Here is a 14,293-nt window from a genome sequence, read left to right on the forward strand (position 1 = left end):
GGCGCGAGCACCTGCATTATTCGCCCTCGTGCGTCCAGTCGGAGACCGTGCCCACGTACTCCTCGATGAGGTCCTCCAGGGCGACCACGCCGACAAGCTTGCCGTTGTCGTGCACCTCTGCCATGTGCGCGGAGCGGCGGTGCAGCTGGGCGAGGGCGTCGTCCATGGACTGGGTGGCCTCGACAGTGCTCAGCGGACGGATGCGCTTAAGTGAGACCCGCGGGTCGCCCTGCGGGAACTCCATGAGGTCGAGGATGTCTTTGACGTGGACGTAGCCCGCCAGCGAGCTGGCGTCGATGCGGACGGGGAAGCGGGAATAGCCGGTGTCTTGCACCGCTTGTTCGATGACGGAGAGGCGGATGCCGCGTGGGTCGTACGGGATGGCGGTGACCTGTGCGAGGGGAATCATGGCTTCCTTCAGCTGGCGGGAATCCTGGCGCAGCGCCTTGGCCAGGCGCACCGTCTCTTCGGCATCCAGGAGGCCCTCCTCGCGCGATTCCTGAATCATGGTGGCCAGCTGCTCCTGATCCACGGTGGACTCCAGCTCATCGCGCTGCTCGATGCCGAACAGCTGCAGGGTTTTGCGCGCAACCCAGTTGAGGAACTCCAGCAGGGGTCGCGTGAGCTTCATCCACAGCGTCATCGCCGGCGTCAGCCACATGGCCATGCTCTCCGGGCCCGCAATAGCCAAGTTTTTCGGCACCATCTCACCGAAGAGGATGTGCAGAAACGAAATGATAAGCAGGGCGATGACGAAGGCGACCGGGTGCAGCAGGTCAGCGGGCATGCCCAGGGCCGTAAAGGGAGCCTCGATGTAGGAAGCGATGGCGGGCTCGGCCACCTTGCCCAGAATCAGCGACGCCACGGTGATGCCGAACTGCGCGCCGGCGAGGTAGATCGAAAGGTGCTCGGTAGCGTAGAGCACGCCCTCAGCCTTGGTTTTGCCCTGCGCAACCAGGGACTCCAGGCGGTCCTTTCGCGAGGAGACTAGCGCGAACTCGACGGCCACGAAAAACGCGTTGGCGGCGAGCAGCGCGACGATCAGTAGGACAGCTAACCAGATACTCACTTGGTATCCACCGCCTCTCCTGCATCTTGCTCTGGAGGAATAGGTCGCAGCAGTGCGCGGTCGATGCGGCGGCCGTCCATCTCGGAGACCTGCGCGAGCCAGTTGCCGGCGCCGCCGGACTGCAGCTCCTCCTTGAAGTTCGCCGCGGAAGCAGTGCGCAGCACAACCTCGTCACCAAGCTCGGGGATGCGCCCCAGCGTGGCCATGATCAGCCCGCCGAGGGTTTCGTAGGGGCCGTCCACGGCTGCGAAACCGGTGCGTTCCTCCAACTCGTCCAAGCGCACCAATCCTGCGACCTCCCAGGACGTGCCGAAGCGGGTGAAGTCCTTTTCGCTTTCCCGGTCGTCGTACTCGTCGTAGACCTCACCAAGGATTTCCTCGACGAGGTCCTCGATGGTCACCAACCCCTGGGTACCGCCGTACTCGTCCGCCACCAGCACTACCTGGGATCCGGCGGAGCGGACGCGGTTGAGCACGGAGTCGCCGTCGAGTGTGCCCGGCACGAACGGCACACGACGGGCAAGGGAGGCCAGCCTCGTTGTGGAACGCAACTCGTGCGGAACCGAAAAGGCGTCTTTGATGTGGACCACGCCGAGGGTGTCGTCCAAGTCGCCGCGGCGTACCGGGAAGCGGGAGTGGCCGGTTTCGCGCGCGAGGGTGATCAGGTCCGCGACCGTCTCGTCCGCATCCAAGGAGTCGATGGTGGAGCGCGGCGTCATCACCTCTTCGGCGGTGGTCTCGCCGAAGCGAAGCGAGCGGTCGATCACCGCCGCTGTCGCCGCGTCCAGGCCACCCGCCTCAGCGGAGTTGCGCACCATCGCCCCCAACTCCTGGGAGGAACGGGCGGAGGCGAGCTCGTCGGCAGGCTCGATGCCCATCTTGCGCACGACCCAGTTCGCGGCGGTGTTGAGAAACAGGATGAACGGCTTGGTTGCCGTGTTGAAGTAGTGCACCGGGCGCACCACACCGCGGGCCGTGTTCAGCGGGTCCGTGATAGCGACGTTTTTCGGCACCAACTCGCCGAAGACCATGGACAAAAACGTCGCCACAACCAGAGCGAGGACGAGCGCGACGGTGGTGGATGCGTTCGCGGAAAGACCGACAAGTTCCAGCGCCGGAGTAAAGAACTTGCCCAGCACCGGCTCCGCCAGGAAACCGGCGGCGAGGGTGGTCACCGTAATACCCAGCTGCGCGCCGGAAAGGACGAACGAGAGATTTGCATGGTCGCGCGCAATCGCACGCGCCGTGCCGTCGCCGCGCTCTTTGACGTGAGTTTCAATCGTGGACCGCTCTAGGCCGGTCATGGCAAATTCGATTGCGACGAAAAGCCCGGTCGACGCCGTGAGCACCACGAACGCCAGCAGGGCGAGAATGGATAAGAATATGTCCATGGATGGTGGTCTGTGCCTTAGCGGCCGTTGCTCCTTCGACTTCGGTCTGAGCGGCGAGTGCGGCTGCGGTTGTTTCCGCCGCCGCGGTTAGCATTGCGGCTCCGGTTGCCGGAGGCAGCGGGCTTGTTGGTCCGCCGGGGCTGGCCCGGCGGAGGAAGTGGCGCGCCTTCCGGTTTGCGTGCACCGGTGATTGTAACCAAGGAATCCGACAGCGGAGCCACCCGAACCTCGGGTGCGTTAACGCCAGCCTTGCGCAAAAGCTGCGCAACTTCCTTGGTTTGGTCGTCCATCACGAGTGTGACCACGGTGCCGGACGTGCCCGCGCGCGCCGTGCGGCCGGCTCGGTGCAGGTACGCCTTGTGCTCCGCGGGCGGGTCAACGTGCACGACCAGGGAGACGTCGTCGACGTCGATGCCGCGCGCGGCGATATCTGTCGCAACCAACACCGCGGTGGAGCCGTCGGCGAAGCCCTCCAGTGCGCGGGTACGCGCACCCTGGCCCTTGTCGCCGTGCAGGCCCTGGGCCTGGATGCCAGCGCGGCGCAGTTTCTTCACCTGGCGGTCCACACCGTGCTTCGTGCGCATAAACATGATCGTCTTGCCCTCACGCGCGGCGATCTGCAGGGCGATCTCGTTGCGCTCCTCGCGGCCGCCCACCAGGAGGCGGTAGTGGTCCATCGTGTCCACCGCGGCCTGCACTGGGGCGGTGGAGTGGGTCACGGGATCGTGCATGTAGCGGGTGATGAGCTTTTCCACGTCCCCGTCGAGGGTGGCGGAAAACAGCAGTCGCTGGCCGTCTTTCGGTGTGCGGTCCAAAAGCTTGCGCACCTGCGGCAAAAAGCCCATGTCCGCCATCTGATCTGCCTCGTCGAGCGCGGTGATCTCCACGGCGTCGAAGAAGAGTTTTTTCTGGTTGATCAGGTCCTCGGCCCGGCCGGGGGTGGCCACCAGCAGGTCCACCGGAGAGGCAAGGGCGCGGATGTGGTGGTTGATGTTCACTCCGCCCACGACGTCGAGCACGCGCAGACCCAGCGCGGCCGCCGGGTCGTCGAGGCGCTCGCGGATCTGGGCGGCAAGCTCACGCGTCGGCGCCAGCACCAGCCCGCGCGGGTGGCCCGGGGAGCTCGGCGCGCTGGCGAGGCGCGCCAGCATGGGCAGGCCGAACGTGAAGGTCTTGCCGGAGCCTGTCGGTCCGCGGCCGAGCACGTCCTGGCCGGCGAGCGCGTCGGGGATCGCCGCCTTTTGGATGGGGAAGGGCTCGGTGATGCCCTGCTTGCTCAAGACGTTGACAATGGCCCGGGGCAAACCGAGGTCGGCGAAAGTAGTCATTCGGTGCAGTCTACGCGGTCAGGGGTACCCGGGAAAAGCCGAGCTAATAGCTGAGTTCCTCGCGCTCGCCGGACCAGGTGGTGTGGAACGTGCCCTCCATGTCCACGCGCTTGTACGTGTGGGCGCCGAAGAAGTCGCGCTGGCCCTGAATCAGGGCGGCCGGCAGGCGCTTGGTGCGCAGCGAGTCGTAGTAGGACAGCGAGGAAGCGAACACCGGCACAGGCAGGCCCAGCTGGGTCGCGGCGACGACGACGCGGCGCCAGGAATCCACCAGCCCCTTTTCCAGCTCGCCCTTGAAATACGGGTCCAGCAGCAGCGACGGCAGCTCCGGGTCCTTTTCGTAGGCATCGGTGATGCGGTCCAGGAACTTCGCGCGGATGATGCAGCCGCCGCGCCAAATACGCGCCAGATCACCCGGCTTGATGTCCCAGTTGTGTTCCTGGGAGCCGGCGTTGATCTCGTCGAAGCCCTGTGCGTACGCCACCAGCTTGGAGGCGTAGAGCGCGCGTCGTACGTCTTCAATGAACGATTGCTTATCGACGCCTACGGTGTCCAACGTCGCCGTCTCACCCGCCGGCAAACCGATTTCCTGGGCCGCTTCGCGCTGCGCAAGGGCAGAAGACAACGCGCGGGCGAAGACGGCCTCGCCGATGGCCGTGGTGGGCACGCCGAGGTCCAGGGCCTCCTTGACCGTCCAGCGGCCGGTGCCCTTCTGGCCGGCGGCGTCCACGATGATGTCGATGAACGGCTTGCCGGTGCGCGCGTCCACCTGGCGCAGCACCTCAGCGGTGATTTCGATGAGGTAGGAATCCAGGTCGCCCTTGTTCCACTCCGTGAAGATGTCGGCGATCTCTGCGGGCTCAAGGCCCGCCGCATAACGCAGTAGGTGGTAGGCCTCTCCGATGACCTGCATGTCGGCGTACTCGATGCCGTTGTGCACCATTTTGACAAAGTGCCCGGCGCCGTCAGGGCCGATGTGGGTCACGCACGGGGTGCCGTCCACCTTCGCGGAGATGTCCTCCAGCAGCGGCCCGAGGGTCTCCCAGGACTCCGCCGGACCACCGGGCATGATGGACGGCCCGCGCAGCGCGCCCTCCTCGCCGCCGGAGATGCCAGCGCCGACGAAGTGGCGGCCGGCAGCGGCGACCTCGCGTTCGCGGCGGATGGTGTCGGTGAACAGGGCATTGCCGCCGTCGATAATGATGTCGCCCTCATCCATCGCCTTCACGAGCTGGGCGATCACCGCATCCGTGGCGGCGCCGGCCTGAACCATGATCACGGCCTTGCGCGGGCGCTCCAGCGACGCGACAAACTCCTCGATCGTCTCGGCGGGAATAAAGTCGCCCTCGTGGCCGAACTCGTCGATCACGGCACGGGTCTTTTCCGGGGAGCGGTTGAAAATCGCCACCGTGTGGCCCTTGGAGGCGAAGTTACGGGCGAGGTTGGAGCCCATCACCGCCATACCGACAACACCGATTTGAGCAAGCTGGTCACCGTTGCGTGTAGCAGTCATACGCCGGATTCTACGCGGGGTGCATCCGCTCGCGCCCGTATGATTGGCCGGCATGGAGATGGAGAAGAATCTGCGCCTGTACCAAGAGGTCATCGAGGTTCCGCTGAGCAGCGAAGAGCTCGAGTACATCAACTCCGTAGAGTTCGACTTCGCCCAAACCCTCGGGCTGAAGCTGACCTACTGCTCCAAGGACCGCCTGGAAGGCGAACTTGAGGTGGAACAGCGCCACCTGCAGCCCACCGGCATCGTCAACGGCGGGCTCTACTGCGTGATCGGGGAGACGCTGGCATCTATCGCAGGGGTGGCTGCGAGCGGAAAGCCCGCGGTGGGGATGAGCAACTACACTGACCTGCTCGGCAGCGTGCGGGGAGGCCAGACGATTCGTGCGGTGGCCGAGCCCGTGCACGTCGGTAAGCGAACGCATCTTTGGCGAGTGGAGATGACCGCCGACGGCAAGCTGGCCGCCGTGACCAACCTGAAGCTGATGGTGCTAGAGGTCTAACTACAGCCAGTTGTTCTTGCGGAACCACCACCAGATCGCCGTGATCGCCGCGAACATAACCAGCAGCGCGGCCGGGTAGCCGTAGCGCCAACCCAGCTCCGGCATGACTTCGAAGTTCATGCCGTAGATACCGGCGATCAGCGTCGGCACGGCAGCCATCCCGACCACCGCAGAGATCGTGCGCATGTCCGAGTTCTGCTGCATGGTGATCTTTGCTACCGACGCATCAAGAAGCGACGTGAGACGCTCATCGAAGCCGGACAGGCGGTCGCTGACGATAGTGGAGTTGTCCTGCACGTCGCGGAAGTAGGTGCGCAACACCTTTCGCATGAAGTCCTTGTTGTTGGTCAAGCCATTGCGCAAGGCGGGAGCGAGTGGGTCGATGGCGTGGCGCATCTCCAAAATCTCACGCTTGTAGGTGTAGATCTTGTCGATGTTGATGTCCCGGCGCGGGGTGAACACCTCGTTTTCCAGCTCGTCCACGTCGTTTTCCAACAGGTCGGTGACCTTGAGGTAGTTGTCCACCAAGTAGTCCGACACCGCCCAAGCAACAGCCGTGGGGCCGAGCACGGCCAGATCCTCCTCATCCTCGATCTTTGGGGTCAGATCTGGCAGGTGTGCGCCGTGGCGAATGGTGATGGCGAACTTCTCGCTGACAATCATCTGCACCTCGCCGGTGGAAATGATCTCGCGGGCGTCCGCGACCTCTTCATCGTCGCGGTAGGACACCGAACGCACGACCATGAATAGCTGCTCGTCGTGGCGCTCGATTTTCGGGCGCTGGTGAGCGTCCACAACGTCGTCGACCACGAGGTCTTCGATGTCGAAGATCTCCGCGATCTTTTCCATCTGCTCCGTAGACGGCTCTTTCAGGCTGAGCCACACGAAGGCATTTTCGTAGCGCTCTACAACCTCCAGCGCATGCGCCATGCGCACATTGCCAGGCTGGCGCTTGCCGTCCACGAACACGCGGCAGAAGTCGATTTGGCGTTCGAGGGGGACCGGAATGCTGCGCGTGGGGGGCTGTACCTTCTTTGGACGTTGCCCCGGCATTGGGATACGAGGCGGCATAGCTTCAAGCCCCCTTTCACTGGTACGAGGGGCTCGAGGCTTGAAGCGTTCGCCCCTGTGCGGCGGGAGAGCGCGCTGCGGGGCGCGCCGGTCAACTTAGGTGATATTACGCGCTAACGGGCGGTTGTCTAACGGGGGTGCAAAACTGCACAACCCCGTTTCCGACAACCGCCCTTAATGCGAGTTAGCGCCAGGTAAGAACCTCGCTAGAACACGTTCAGACCGCGACTGCGGAAGATCTCGCGGACGTGTTCCACGGACTCCGGCGACGGAGGAGAGACCCCCTTGAGCTCGTAGTCCATGCCAATGCGGTTCCATTTGTCCTCGCCCATGTTGTGGAAGGGGAGGACCTCAACGCGCTCCACGGTGCCCTTCCAGCGTGCGACAATGTCGGCCACGGCCTGCACATTGTCCTCGCTGTCCGTCAGGCCGGGCACAAGCACGAAGCGGATCCACACCGATTTGCCCTTTTCGTGCAGCCGGTCGCCGAAGTCGATCGTCGGCTGCAGCTGGCGCGCGGTGACATTCTCGTACGTATCGGGCAGACCCGACTTCACGTCCAGCAGGAACAGATCGATGTTGTCCAGGTCCTCGTCCGTCAGGCGGGAGCCGAGGAATCCGGAGGTGTCGATCGTGGTGTGCACACCAGCGTCGTGGACTGCCTTGAGCAGGCGACGAGTGAACGCGATCTGGAATAGCGGCTCACCGCCGGAGAGGGTCAGTCCGCCACCAGAGGCGTTGAACACCGGCTTGTAGCGAAGCACGCGGCGCACGACATCGTCGATTTGCTCGAGCGTGCCGTCCTTCATTTCCATCGTGTCCGGGTTGTGGCAGTACTTGCACCGCAGCGGGCAACCGGACAAGAAGATGGTCATCCGGGTGCCGGGGCCGTCGACAGCTGTGACCAGCTCCCACGAGTGGATAAGACCAATCTCGCCTGTGCGGCGGGCCTCAAACAGCTCGGGGCGGGTGATCTCAAGGTCGTCGGTGGACAGTCCGCCTAAACCGGCAGCGACGCCGCGCACGCGCTCGCCCTGTTCGGGCGCAAGCGTGACGACGCCGCTAGTTCCGTCCTGCGCCATATGTTAAGCGCCCTGGTGGAAGGTACGGGAGATGACGTCGCGCTGCTGCTCCTTCGTCAGCTTGACGAAGTTGACGGCGTAGCCGGAGACACGAACGGTGAGGTTCGGGTAGTTCTCCGGGTGCTCCATAGCGTCCTCCAGCGTGGACTCGTCCAGCACGTTGATGTTGGCGTGGTACAGGCCGGAGTCCATGTTGTTAGCGGAGCGGGAAGCCTTCATGGAAGCGAGGCGCTCGTCGAAAGTAGGGGTGGTCATGATGTTTTCTCCTTCAGAGTGAAAAGGTGGATGGGGAAGTCTGAGTTAGGCGGGGTTGATGACCGTGTCGGCGTTGTCCATGATGAAGCCGGCGTCCAAGACACCGACCAGGTTGGTCACCTGCTCGTCCTTGTTTCGGCCCAGGCCCGACGGGGTGATGGTGTTGGTCAGCGAGATACCGTCCAGCGCATCGTTGTAGTCGAGCTTGCCCACGGAGAGCATGGACGCGACCATGCCGTGGTTGTCCGCGCCGTTCTCCGGGTTAGCGCCCGGTGCGAACGGGGTACCAGCCTTGTGGCCGGAGGGGAACGAACCGGTTGCCTTGCCGTAGACCACGTTGGAGGTAATCGTCAGCACCGACTGGGTCGGGATGGCGTCGCGGTACAGCGGGATCGCCTTGATCTTCTGCATCACCGTGTGCACCACCGTGGCCGCGATGTCGTCCGCGCGGTCGTCGTCGTTGCCGTAGAACGGGAACTCGCCCTCGGTGACGTAGTCGACGATCAGGCCGGTCTCGTCGCGGACCGGGGTGACCTTCGCGTACTTAATAGCCGACAGGGAGTCCGCCACGATGGACAGGCCGGCAATACCGCAGCCCATGGTGCGAACGATATCGGAGTCGTGCAGCGCCAACTCGATGGACTCGTAGGCGTAGCGGTCGTGGCAGTAGTGGATGATGTTCAGGGCCTCGACGTAGGTGCCGACAACCCAGTCAAGCATCTCCTCGTACTTCTGCCAGACCTCGTCGAAGTCCAGCGGACCGTCGCCCTGAATCGGGGTGTGGTCGCCGTCGGTGACCTGCTTGCCGGTGACTTCGTCGCGGCCGCCGTTCATGGCGTACAGCAGAGCCTTCGCGGCATTGACACGGGCGCCGAAGAACTGCATCTGCTTGCCCACCTGCATCGGGGACACGCAGCAGGCGATGGCGGCATCGTCGCCCCACTTGTCGCGGATCTGCTTGTCGGACTCGTACTGCAGCGACGAGGTCTCGATGGAGATCGCGGCGCAGAATTCCTTGTAGCCCTCCGGAAGCGCCGGGTCCCAGAAGATGGTGATGTTCGGCTCCGGAGCCGGACCTAGGTTGCGCAGCGTCTGCAGTAGACGGAACGCGGTCTTGGTCACCTGGTGGCGGCCGTCCTCGGAGAAGCCGGCATCAGTCCAGGTTGCCCAGTACGGGTCGCCGGAGAAGATCTGGTCGTAGGCCTCGGTGCGCAGGAAGCGGACGATGCGCAGCTTGATCACCAGTGCGTCGATGATCTCCTGAGCCTCGACCTCGGTCAGGGTGCCGTTGGCCAAGTCGCGCTCGAAGTACGCATCCAGGAAGGGGGAGAGGCGACCAATGGACATGGCGGCGCCGTCCTGGCTCTTCACGGAGGCGAGGTAGCCGAAGTAGGTCCACTGCACGGCTTCCTTGGCGTTGGTTGCCGGGCCGGAGATGTCGAAGCCGTAGTCCTCAGCCATCTTCTTCAGCTTCTTCAGCGCCTTGATCTGCTCGGCGTGCTCCTCACGGTAGCGAGCCCAGTGCTCGGAGAAGCCCTTCTCCAAGGAAGCGTCCTTCGCCTGCTGCTTCTCCTCGATGAGGAAATCCACACCGTAGAGAGCCACACGGCGGTAGTCACCGATGATGCGGCCACGGCCGTAAGCATCCGGCAGGCCCGTCACGATGTGGGAGGAGCGCGCCGCGCGGATGCGCGGGGTGTAGATGTCAAAGACGGCGTCGTTGTGGGTCTTGCGGTACTGCGTGAAGATCTTCTTCACGTCCGGGTTGACCTCTTTGCCGGCCTCCTTGATGGCCTGCTCAACCATGCGCCAGCCACCGTTCGGCATCATTGCGCGCTTGGTCGGAGTGTCCGTCTGCAGACCAACAACGACGTCGTCGTCCTCCGAGATGTATCCCGGCTTGAAGGCGTCGATGTCGGCGGGTGTTTCCGTGTCCACGTCGTAGACACGGCGCTCACGCTCGACGGCGAGGTAGTTCTTGTCCAGGTAGTCCCAGAGGCGCAAGGTCTTTTCCGTGGCACCTTCAAGGAACGATGCATCCCCGTCGTACGGGGTGTAGTTGCGCTGGACGAAATCGCGGACGTCGATGCGTTCCATCCACGGGCCTGGCTTGAAGCCGTCCCACGCGCGGTTTTCAATTTGCGGCTCTGTCGAAACAGTCACAGTTGCACAGTCCTTCTTTAGAGCATTTGAGGATCTCGCGGCTGCGCTTGCCCATTTACTTACCCATGTACTTTCAAAGCGCGGGCCGCTCAAGAACCATTGTAAGCGATGATTCAGGGCTAATGGTAATACGATTGTTGTGACATTGTGCACAACTGTCGTGGGTGAAAATGGCATGAAAGAACCGGCCCAAGGCCTGTGGAGATAGGCTCTGGGCCGGTTTGGATCGTCGTCGGCGAAACGCCAGGGGAGGACGAAGGGTTACTTCTCGTTGTCCAGCTCAGGTCCCTCGAGCTGCCCCTCGGTCACCGCCAGGTTGTGGCGGGTGCGCGAGAACGCGTTGATGGTCCACTCGGTGGCGGCCACAAGACGGTTGCGGGTGCCAGTGAGGAAGGACAGGTGCACGCCCAGCCACATCAGCCAGCCGATGAAGCCGGTGATTTCCACCTTGCCCATCTTCACAACCGCGTTGAAGCGGTTGATGATGGCCATAGAGCCCTTGTCGAAGTACTCGAACGGGTCGCGGTTTTCCGGAGCGACGTCGTGTTCGACCTGCTCCTTGATGATCTTGCCCACGTAAGCACCGGACTGGATAGCTACCTGCGCAACGCCCGGGAGGCGGTCGCGGTTCATCATGTCGCCGACGATGAACAGGTTCGGCTCGTCGCCCACGGACAGGTCGGCGTTGACCGCAACCTTGCCGGCGCGGTCGGCCTCGACACCGAGCTGATCGGCAATCTGCTTGCCCAGCGGGGAAGCGGCAACACCGGCGGACCAAATCTTGGTCGGGGTGCTGATGGTGGTCTCCTGCTCGGTCTTCATGTCCTTGTAGGTCACGGAATCCGCGTCCACGTTGGTCACCATCGCGTTGAGGATGACGGTCACGCCCGCCTTCTCCAGCTCGCGCTGCGCCTTCTTGCCCAGGCGCTTGCCAAACGGTGGCAGGACCTGTGGCGCGCCGTCCAGCAGGTAGATCTTGGACTGCTCGGTGCTAAAGGAGTAGCGGCCGGAGGTGAATGCGCGGTGCGCCATCTCGGCCACCTGGCCGGCCAGCTCCACACCGGTCGGGCCTGCGCCGACGATGACGAAGGTCAGCTCACGCTCGCGCTCTTCCGGCGTTTGCGCCAGCTCAGCGCGCTCGAAGGCTGCGATGAGGCGGGCGCGGATCTCAAACGCGTGGTCCAACGTCTTCAGACCCGGAGCGAACTGCGCAAAGTGGTCGTTGCCAAAGTACGACTGGCCAGCACCGGCGGCGACGATGAGCGAGTCGTAGGAGAAGGTGGTCTCCTTGTCGCCCTCGACGGAGGTGACGGTCTTCGCCGGAACATCGACGGTCTCCACGGTGCCGCGAACAACGCGGACGTTCTGTTGACTGCCGAACATCTGGCGCACATCGCCGGTGATTTCGCCGGAGGACATCAGGCCGGTTGCCACCTGGTAAAGCAGCGGCGGGAAGAGGTGGTGGTTGGTGTTGTTGATCAGCGTGATGTCGACATCTGCGTCTGCGAGTTCTTTCGCCGCATTCACGCCGCCAAAACCTGCGCCCACGATGACAACGTGGTGGCGACTACCTTCGGGGCGGTACACCTGAGAGGCCATGAGTGATATCTCCTCGGGATAATGACGTTATTGATGGAACGGCATACATAGTACGCGCCCGCCGATAAACTGCGCGGGCAGGCTCCGCCGTGGCACCTCATATCTCAGCGCTGCGCGCACTAGCATTCGAGGAATGGCCGAGAGCACTCCCGCGAACATCCCCGCGCACCTTCAACCAGTTGATGCAGACGCGTGGCCGGGGGTGGCCGATATCCCGAAGCCGGGCAGGTTGCGAACGAGGCTCGCGGAGGCCGGCTTCGCTCGTGCTTGTGCGAAAGCGGGCCTGTCGTTCGAAGGAGACGGCGCAGATATAGCGGTTGAGCGCGCTGAGGTGTTTCAACGCGTCGCGGCGAGCGGGTGGGTTGGGCTCGCGGAGGGCTACATGGCGGGAGAGTGGTCGACGGGGGGTTCGCAGCAGCTTGTCGACGTCCTGACGGCCCTCCTACGTACCGGCTACTGCCCGCGCACCCGCCGCGTGGACGCAGTGCGGCCAGCAACGCCAGGGGAGTTGCCGCCGGATCTAGTAGCGCACTTTTCGGGCGATGGACTCAGCGCGTTCCAGGGGCATTTCGCCACCGGAGTGGCCACCACGCAACGGGTGCGGATGAAGTCGCACACTAAAGGCGCAGGCAGAAGTCGTGAGCCCCGCGACCATTTCGTAGACGTGACGGAAATTGGGGCGCCCATGGAGTCCGACAGGGCGGATCTGCAGGACGCTCAAAACCGCAGCGTAGAAGCCATTTTAGAGAGCCTGAACGTGGCATCTGGCACGCACCTGTTGGAGTATCCGTCCGGAGGCGGCGCTTTAGCGTTCGAGGCCGCTGCGCGCGGGGTGACTGTCGATGCCGTGACCCGCGATTCGCGTCTGTACGCCGCGATGCGCGAGCGGCTGATTCTCGCGGGCACAGACGGATCCGTCACCGTGGACCGCATCGCGGAGGGCCCGGCAGCCGTAGCCAAGCAACGAAGCGGTGCTTACGACGCGGTCGCGAGCATGGAGGTGTTTGAAACCATGCCGCAACGCCAGCAGAGAAAGTACCTGCTTGCCGTGGACGCGCTGCTTGGTCAGGGAGGGCGAGCAGCCATGCAAACGATGGTGCGCACGCAGGCGTACAACCGCACGGCGGATCTCGCGCTGGAGTCGCTGCGGGCATATATCTGGCCGGGACTGTATTTTTCGACGGTTACGGAGATTGGCAAGACAGTCGATCGCGAGACCGACCTGCGCGTCGTGGCGCAGACGTCGGCGCCGGAGCACCTCGCAGCGTCGCTGCGTCTGCAGCGCGTCACGTTCGACGGCAAGCTGCGCGACGCGGCGGCCGACGGCTACGATGCCGTGTTCCGCCGCCTGTGGGTGTGGCAGTTCGCGTTGCGTGAGGCGATGGCGCGGCTGGGGATGATCGATCTGGCGCAGATCACGTTCGCGCGGAGAAACAGGAGAGGACGCCGCTAGTAGGTGGTCGCGGCCATCGGAACGTTACTTGACATAATGTACATTATCGGACAGTTATATACGAATAAACAGTAGAAGGGCGCCGCACGCTCCTTGCGTCCGGCGGCCTTCCATATATCCCTGTTAACGTAACGTTACGTAAAGGAGTCCATCTACTTGGTCATGTTGATCCGCACGTTCACTTCGCCCTCCTCGGCGATTTTCGCCGCGACGAGCTCCGGGGTCTCAACGCCATAGTCCAGGCGGTTGATCGGAATATCGCCGGCGACGATCAAACGGTCGCCCGAACGCGCAACGTCGAACTCGTGCGTCACCTCGTTCGTCGTGCCGTGGATGGTTAGCTCGCCGGTGAGTTCTACGGTGCCCACGCTGCCGTCCTCCGGCACGGCGGACACATCAGCCGGTTGCGTCACCTTGAACGTAGCCTCCGGATACTCGTCCGTGTGGAAGATGCGGCGCCGCACCGACGAGTCGCGCTTGTCGCTGTCGGACGACAAGTGCTGCATGTCAACGGTAATCTCGCCGGCGGACAGCGTGCCTTCGGTAATCGTGGCAAAGCCTGTGACCGCGCGCGTGGAAGCCGATGTGCTGCGGCGCTCGCCCGGCAGCACCTCTTCAAATGTGAAGCCGGCGGATGTGACGTTGTCGCCCGGGCGGTTAGTTACCGTCCATTCGCCGTCAAGCTCTGTGGAGGCTGCGGACACGTTGTCGGCGTCAATCCCCTCTGTCTTCACGCCGCCGCCCTTAAACAGGGTCATAAACAGCGGAATCATGGCCACGAGCACCGCCACGACGATGAAAATGGAAACGACAACGATTAAGGTTGTGCGCGTCTTTGCGCTGGTTGCCGCGCGTTTTTCCACTTGG

Annotated in this window: 10 protein-coding genes and 2 pseudogenes; 2 read left to right on the forward strand and 10 right to left on the reverse strand. The window is 63.5% G+C overall.

Annotated elements, in window-relative coordinates:
• Window positions 1–16: 16 nt before the first annotated feature.
• Genes CAFEA_RS05670 through gnd form a run of 4 tightly spaced genes read right to left on the reverse strand, consistent with a single transcriptional unit; the run spans window position 17 to window position 5,301 of the window.
• Window positions 17–1,069: a hemolysin family protein gene (locus CAFEA_RS05670; RefSeq protein WP_063936685.1), complete on the reverse strand. Its 1,053-nt coding sequence runs from the start codon at window positions 1,067–1,069 to the stop codon at window positions 17–19.
• Window positions 1,066–2,460, reverse strand: a complete 1,395-nt coding sequence (locus tag CAFEA_RS05675) for a hemolysin family protein (RefSeq protein WP_063936686.1) — start codon at window positions 2,458–2,460, stop codon at window positions 1,066–1,068. Before CAFEA_RS05675 ends, CAFEA_RS05670 begins: the two co-directional genes overlap by 4 nt.
• 17 nt (window positions 2,461–2,477) lie before the next feature.
• Window positions 2,478–3,788, reverse strand: a complete 1,311-nt coding sequence (locus tag CAFEA_RS05680) for a DEAD/DEAH box helicase (protein WP_076589864.1) — start codon at window positions 3,786–3,788, stop codon at window positions 2,478–2,480.
• 43 nt (window positions 3,789–3,831) lie between these two features.
• On the reverse strand, window positions 3,832–5,301 hold the full coding sequence (gene gnd / locus CAFEA_RS05685) for an NADP-dependent phosphogluconate dehydrogenase (protein WP_063936688.1): 1,470 nt from the start codon (window positions 5,299–5,301) through the stop codon (window positions 3,832–3,834).
• A gap of 52 nt (window positions 5,302–5,353) precedes the next feature.
• Between gnd and CAFEA_RS05690 the strand changes: the two genes are divergently transcribed.
• Window positions 5,354–5,803, forward strand: a complete 450-nt coding sequence (locus tag CAFEA_RS05690) for a PaaI family thioesterase (RefSeq protein WP_063936689.1) — start codon at window positions 5,354–5,356, stop codon at window positions 5,801–5,803.
• Here CAFEA_RS05690 and CAFEA_RS05695 read toward each other — a convergent pair whose 3' ends face one another.
• From CAFEA_RS05695 to CAFEA_RS05715, 5 genes and pseudogenes are all read right to left on the reverse strand, one after another.
• Window positions 5,804–6,874 (reverse strand): magnesium and cobalt transport protein CorA, encoded by a 1,071-nt coding sequence (locus tag CAFEA_RS05695; RefSeq protein ID WP_034999043.1) that lies wholly within the window; start codon window positions 6,872–6,874, stop codon window positions 5,804–5,806.
• A 206-nt stretch (window positions 6,875–7,080) separates the two neighbouring features.
• On the reverse strand, window positions 7,081–7,956 hold the full coding sequence (gene pflA, locus CAFEA_RS05700) for a pyruvate formate-lyase-activating protein (protein WP_063936690.1): 876 nt from the start codon (window positions 7,954–7,956) through the stop codon (window positions 7,081–7,083).
• 3 nt (window positions 7,957–7,959) lie between these two features.
• A pseudogene (gene grcA2, locus CAFEA_RS11380) lies at window positions 7,960–8,568 on the reverse strand (autonomous glycyl radical cofactor GrcA2).
• Window positions 8,548–10,551 (reverse strand): annotated as a pseudogene (locus CAFEA_RS05710) (pyruvate formate lyase family protein); the annotation flags it as partial. The pseudogenes grcA2 and CAFEA_RS05710, both read right to left, overlap by 21 nt.
• An 84-nt stretch (window positions 10,552–10,635) precedes the next feature.
• Window positions 10,636–11,973 (reverse strand): NAD(P)/FAD-dependent oxidoreductase, encoded by a 1,338-nt coding sequence (locus CAFEA_RS05715; protein WP_063936692.1) that lies wholly within the window; start codon window positions 11,971–11,973, stop codon window positions 10,636–10,638.
• Between the two features lie 133 nt (window positions 11,974–12,106).
• Here CAFEA_RS05715 and CAFEA_RS05720 point away from each other — a divergent pair, with 133 nt between their 5' ends.
• Window positions 12,107–13,426: an SAM-dependent methyltransferase gene (locus CAFEA_RS05720; RefSeq protein WP_063936693.1), complete on the forward strand. Its 1,320-nt coding sequence runs from the start codon at window positions 12,107–12,109 to the stop codon at window positions 13,424–13,426.
• A 152-nt stretch (window positions 13,427–13,578) separates the two neighbouring features.
• Here the strand turns inward: CAFEA_RS05720 and CAFEA_RS05725 are convergent, their stop codons facing one another.
• On the reverse strand, window positions 13,579–14,289 hold the full coding sequence (locus tag CAFEA_RS05725; protein ID WP_063936694.1) for a YceI family protein: 711 nt from the start codon (window positions 14,287–14,289) through the stop codon (window positions 13,579–13,581).
• Window positions 14,290–14,293: the final 4 nt, after the last annotated feature.

This window comes from Corynebacterium afermentans subsp. afermentans (assembly GCF_030408355.1).
Classification (GTDB): domain Bacteria; phylum Actinomycetota; class Actinomycetes; order Mycobacteriales; family Mycobacteriaceae; genus Corynebacterium; species Corynebacterium afermentans.

Coding starts and splice junctions, on each gene's coding strand:
- CAFEA_RS05675 (WP_063936686.1), bottom strand. CDS start 2,460: ATGGACATATTCTTATCCATTCTCGCCCTGCTGGCGTTCGTGGTGCTC.
- gnd (WP_063936688.1), bottom strand. CDS start 5,301: ATGACTGCTACACGCAACGGTGACCAGCTTGCTCAAATCGGTGTTGTC.
- CAFEA_RS05720 (WP_063936693.1), top strand. CDS start 12,107: ATGGCCGAGAGCACTCCCGCGAACATCCCCGCGCACCTTCAACCAGTT.
- CAFEA_RS05680 (WP_076589864.1), bottom strand. CDS start 3,788: ATGACTACTTTCGCCGACCTCGGTTTGCCCCGGGCCATTGTCAACGTC.
- CAFEA_RS05715 (WP_063936692.1), bottom strand. CDS start 11,973: ATGGCCTCTCAGGTGTACCGCCCCGAAGGTAGTCGCCACCACGTTGTC.
- CAFEA_RS05690 (WP_063936689.1), top strand. CDS start 5,354: ATGGAGATGGAGAAGAATCTGCGCCTGTACCAAGAGGTCATCGAGGTT.
- pflA (WP_063936690.1), bottom strand. CDS start 7,956: ATGGCGCAGGACGGAACTAGCGGCGTCGTCACGCTTGCGCCCGAACAG.
- CAFEA_RS05695 (WP_034999043.1), bottom strand. CDS start 6,874: ATGCCGCCTCGTATCCCAATGCCGGGGCAACGTCCAAAGAAGGTACAG.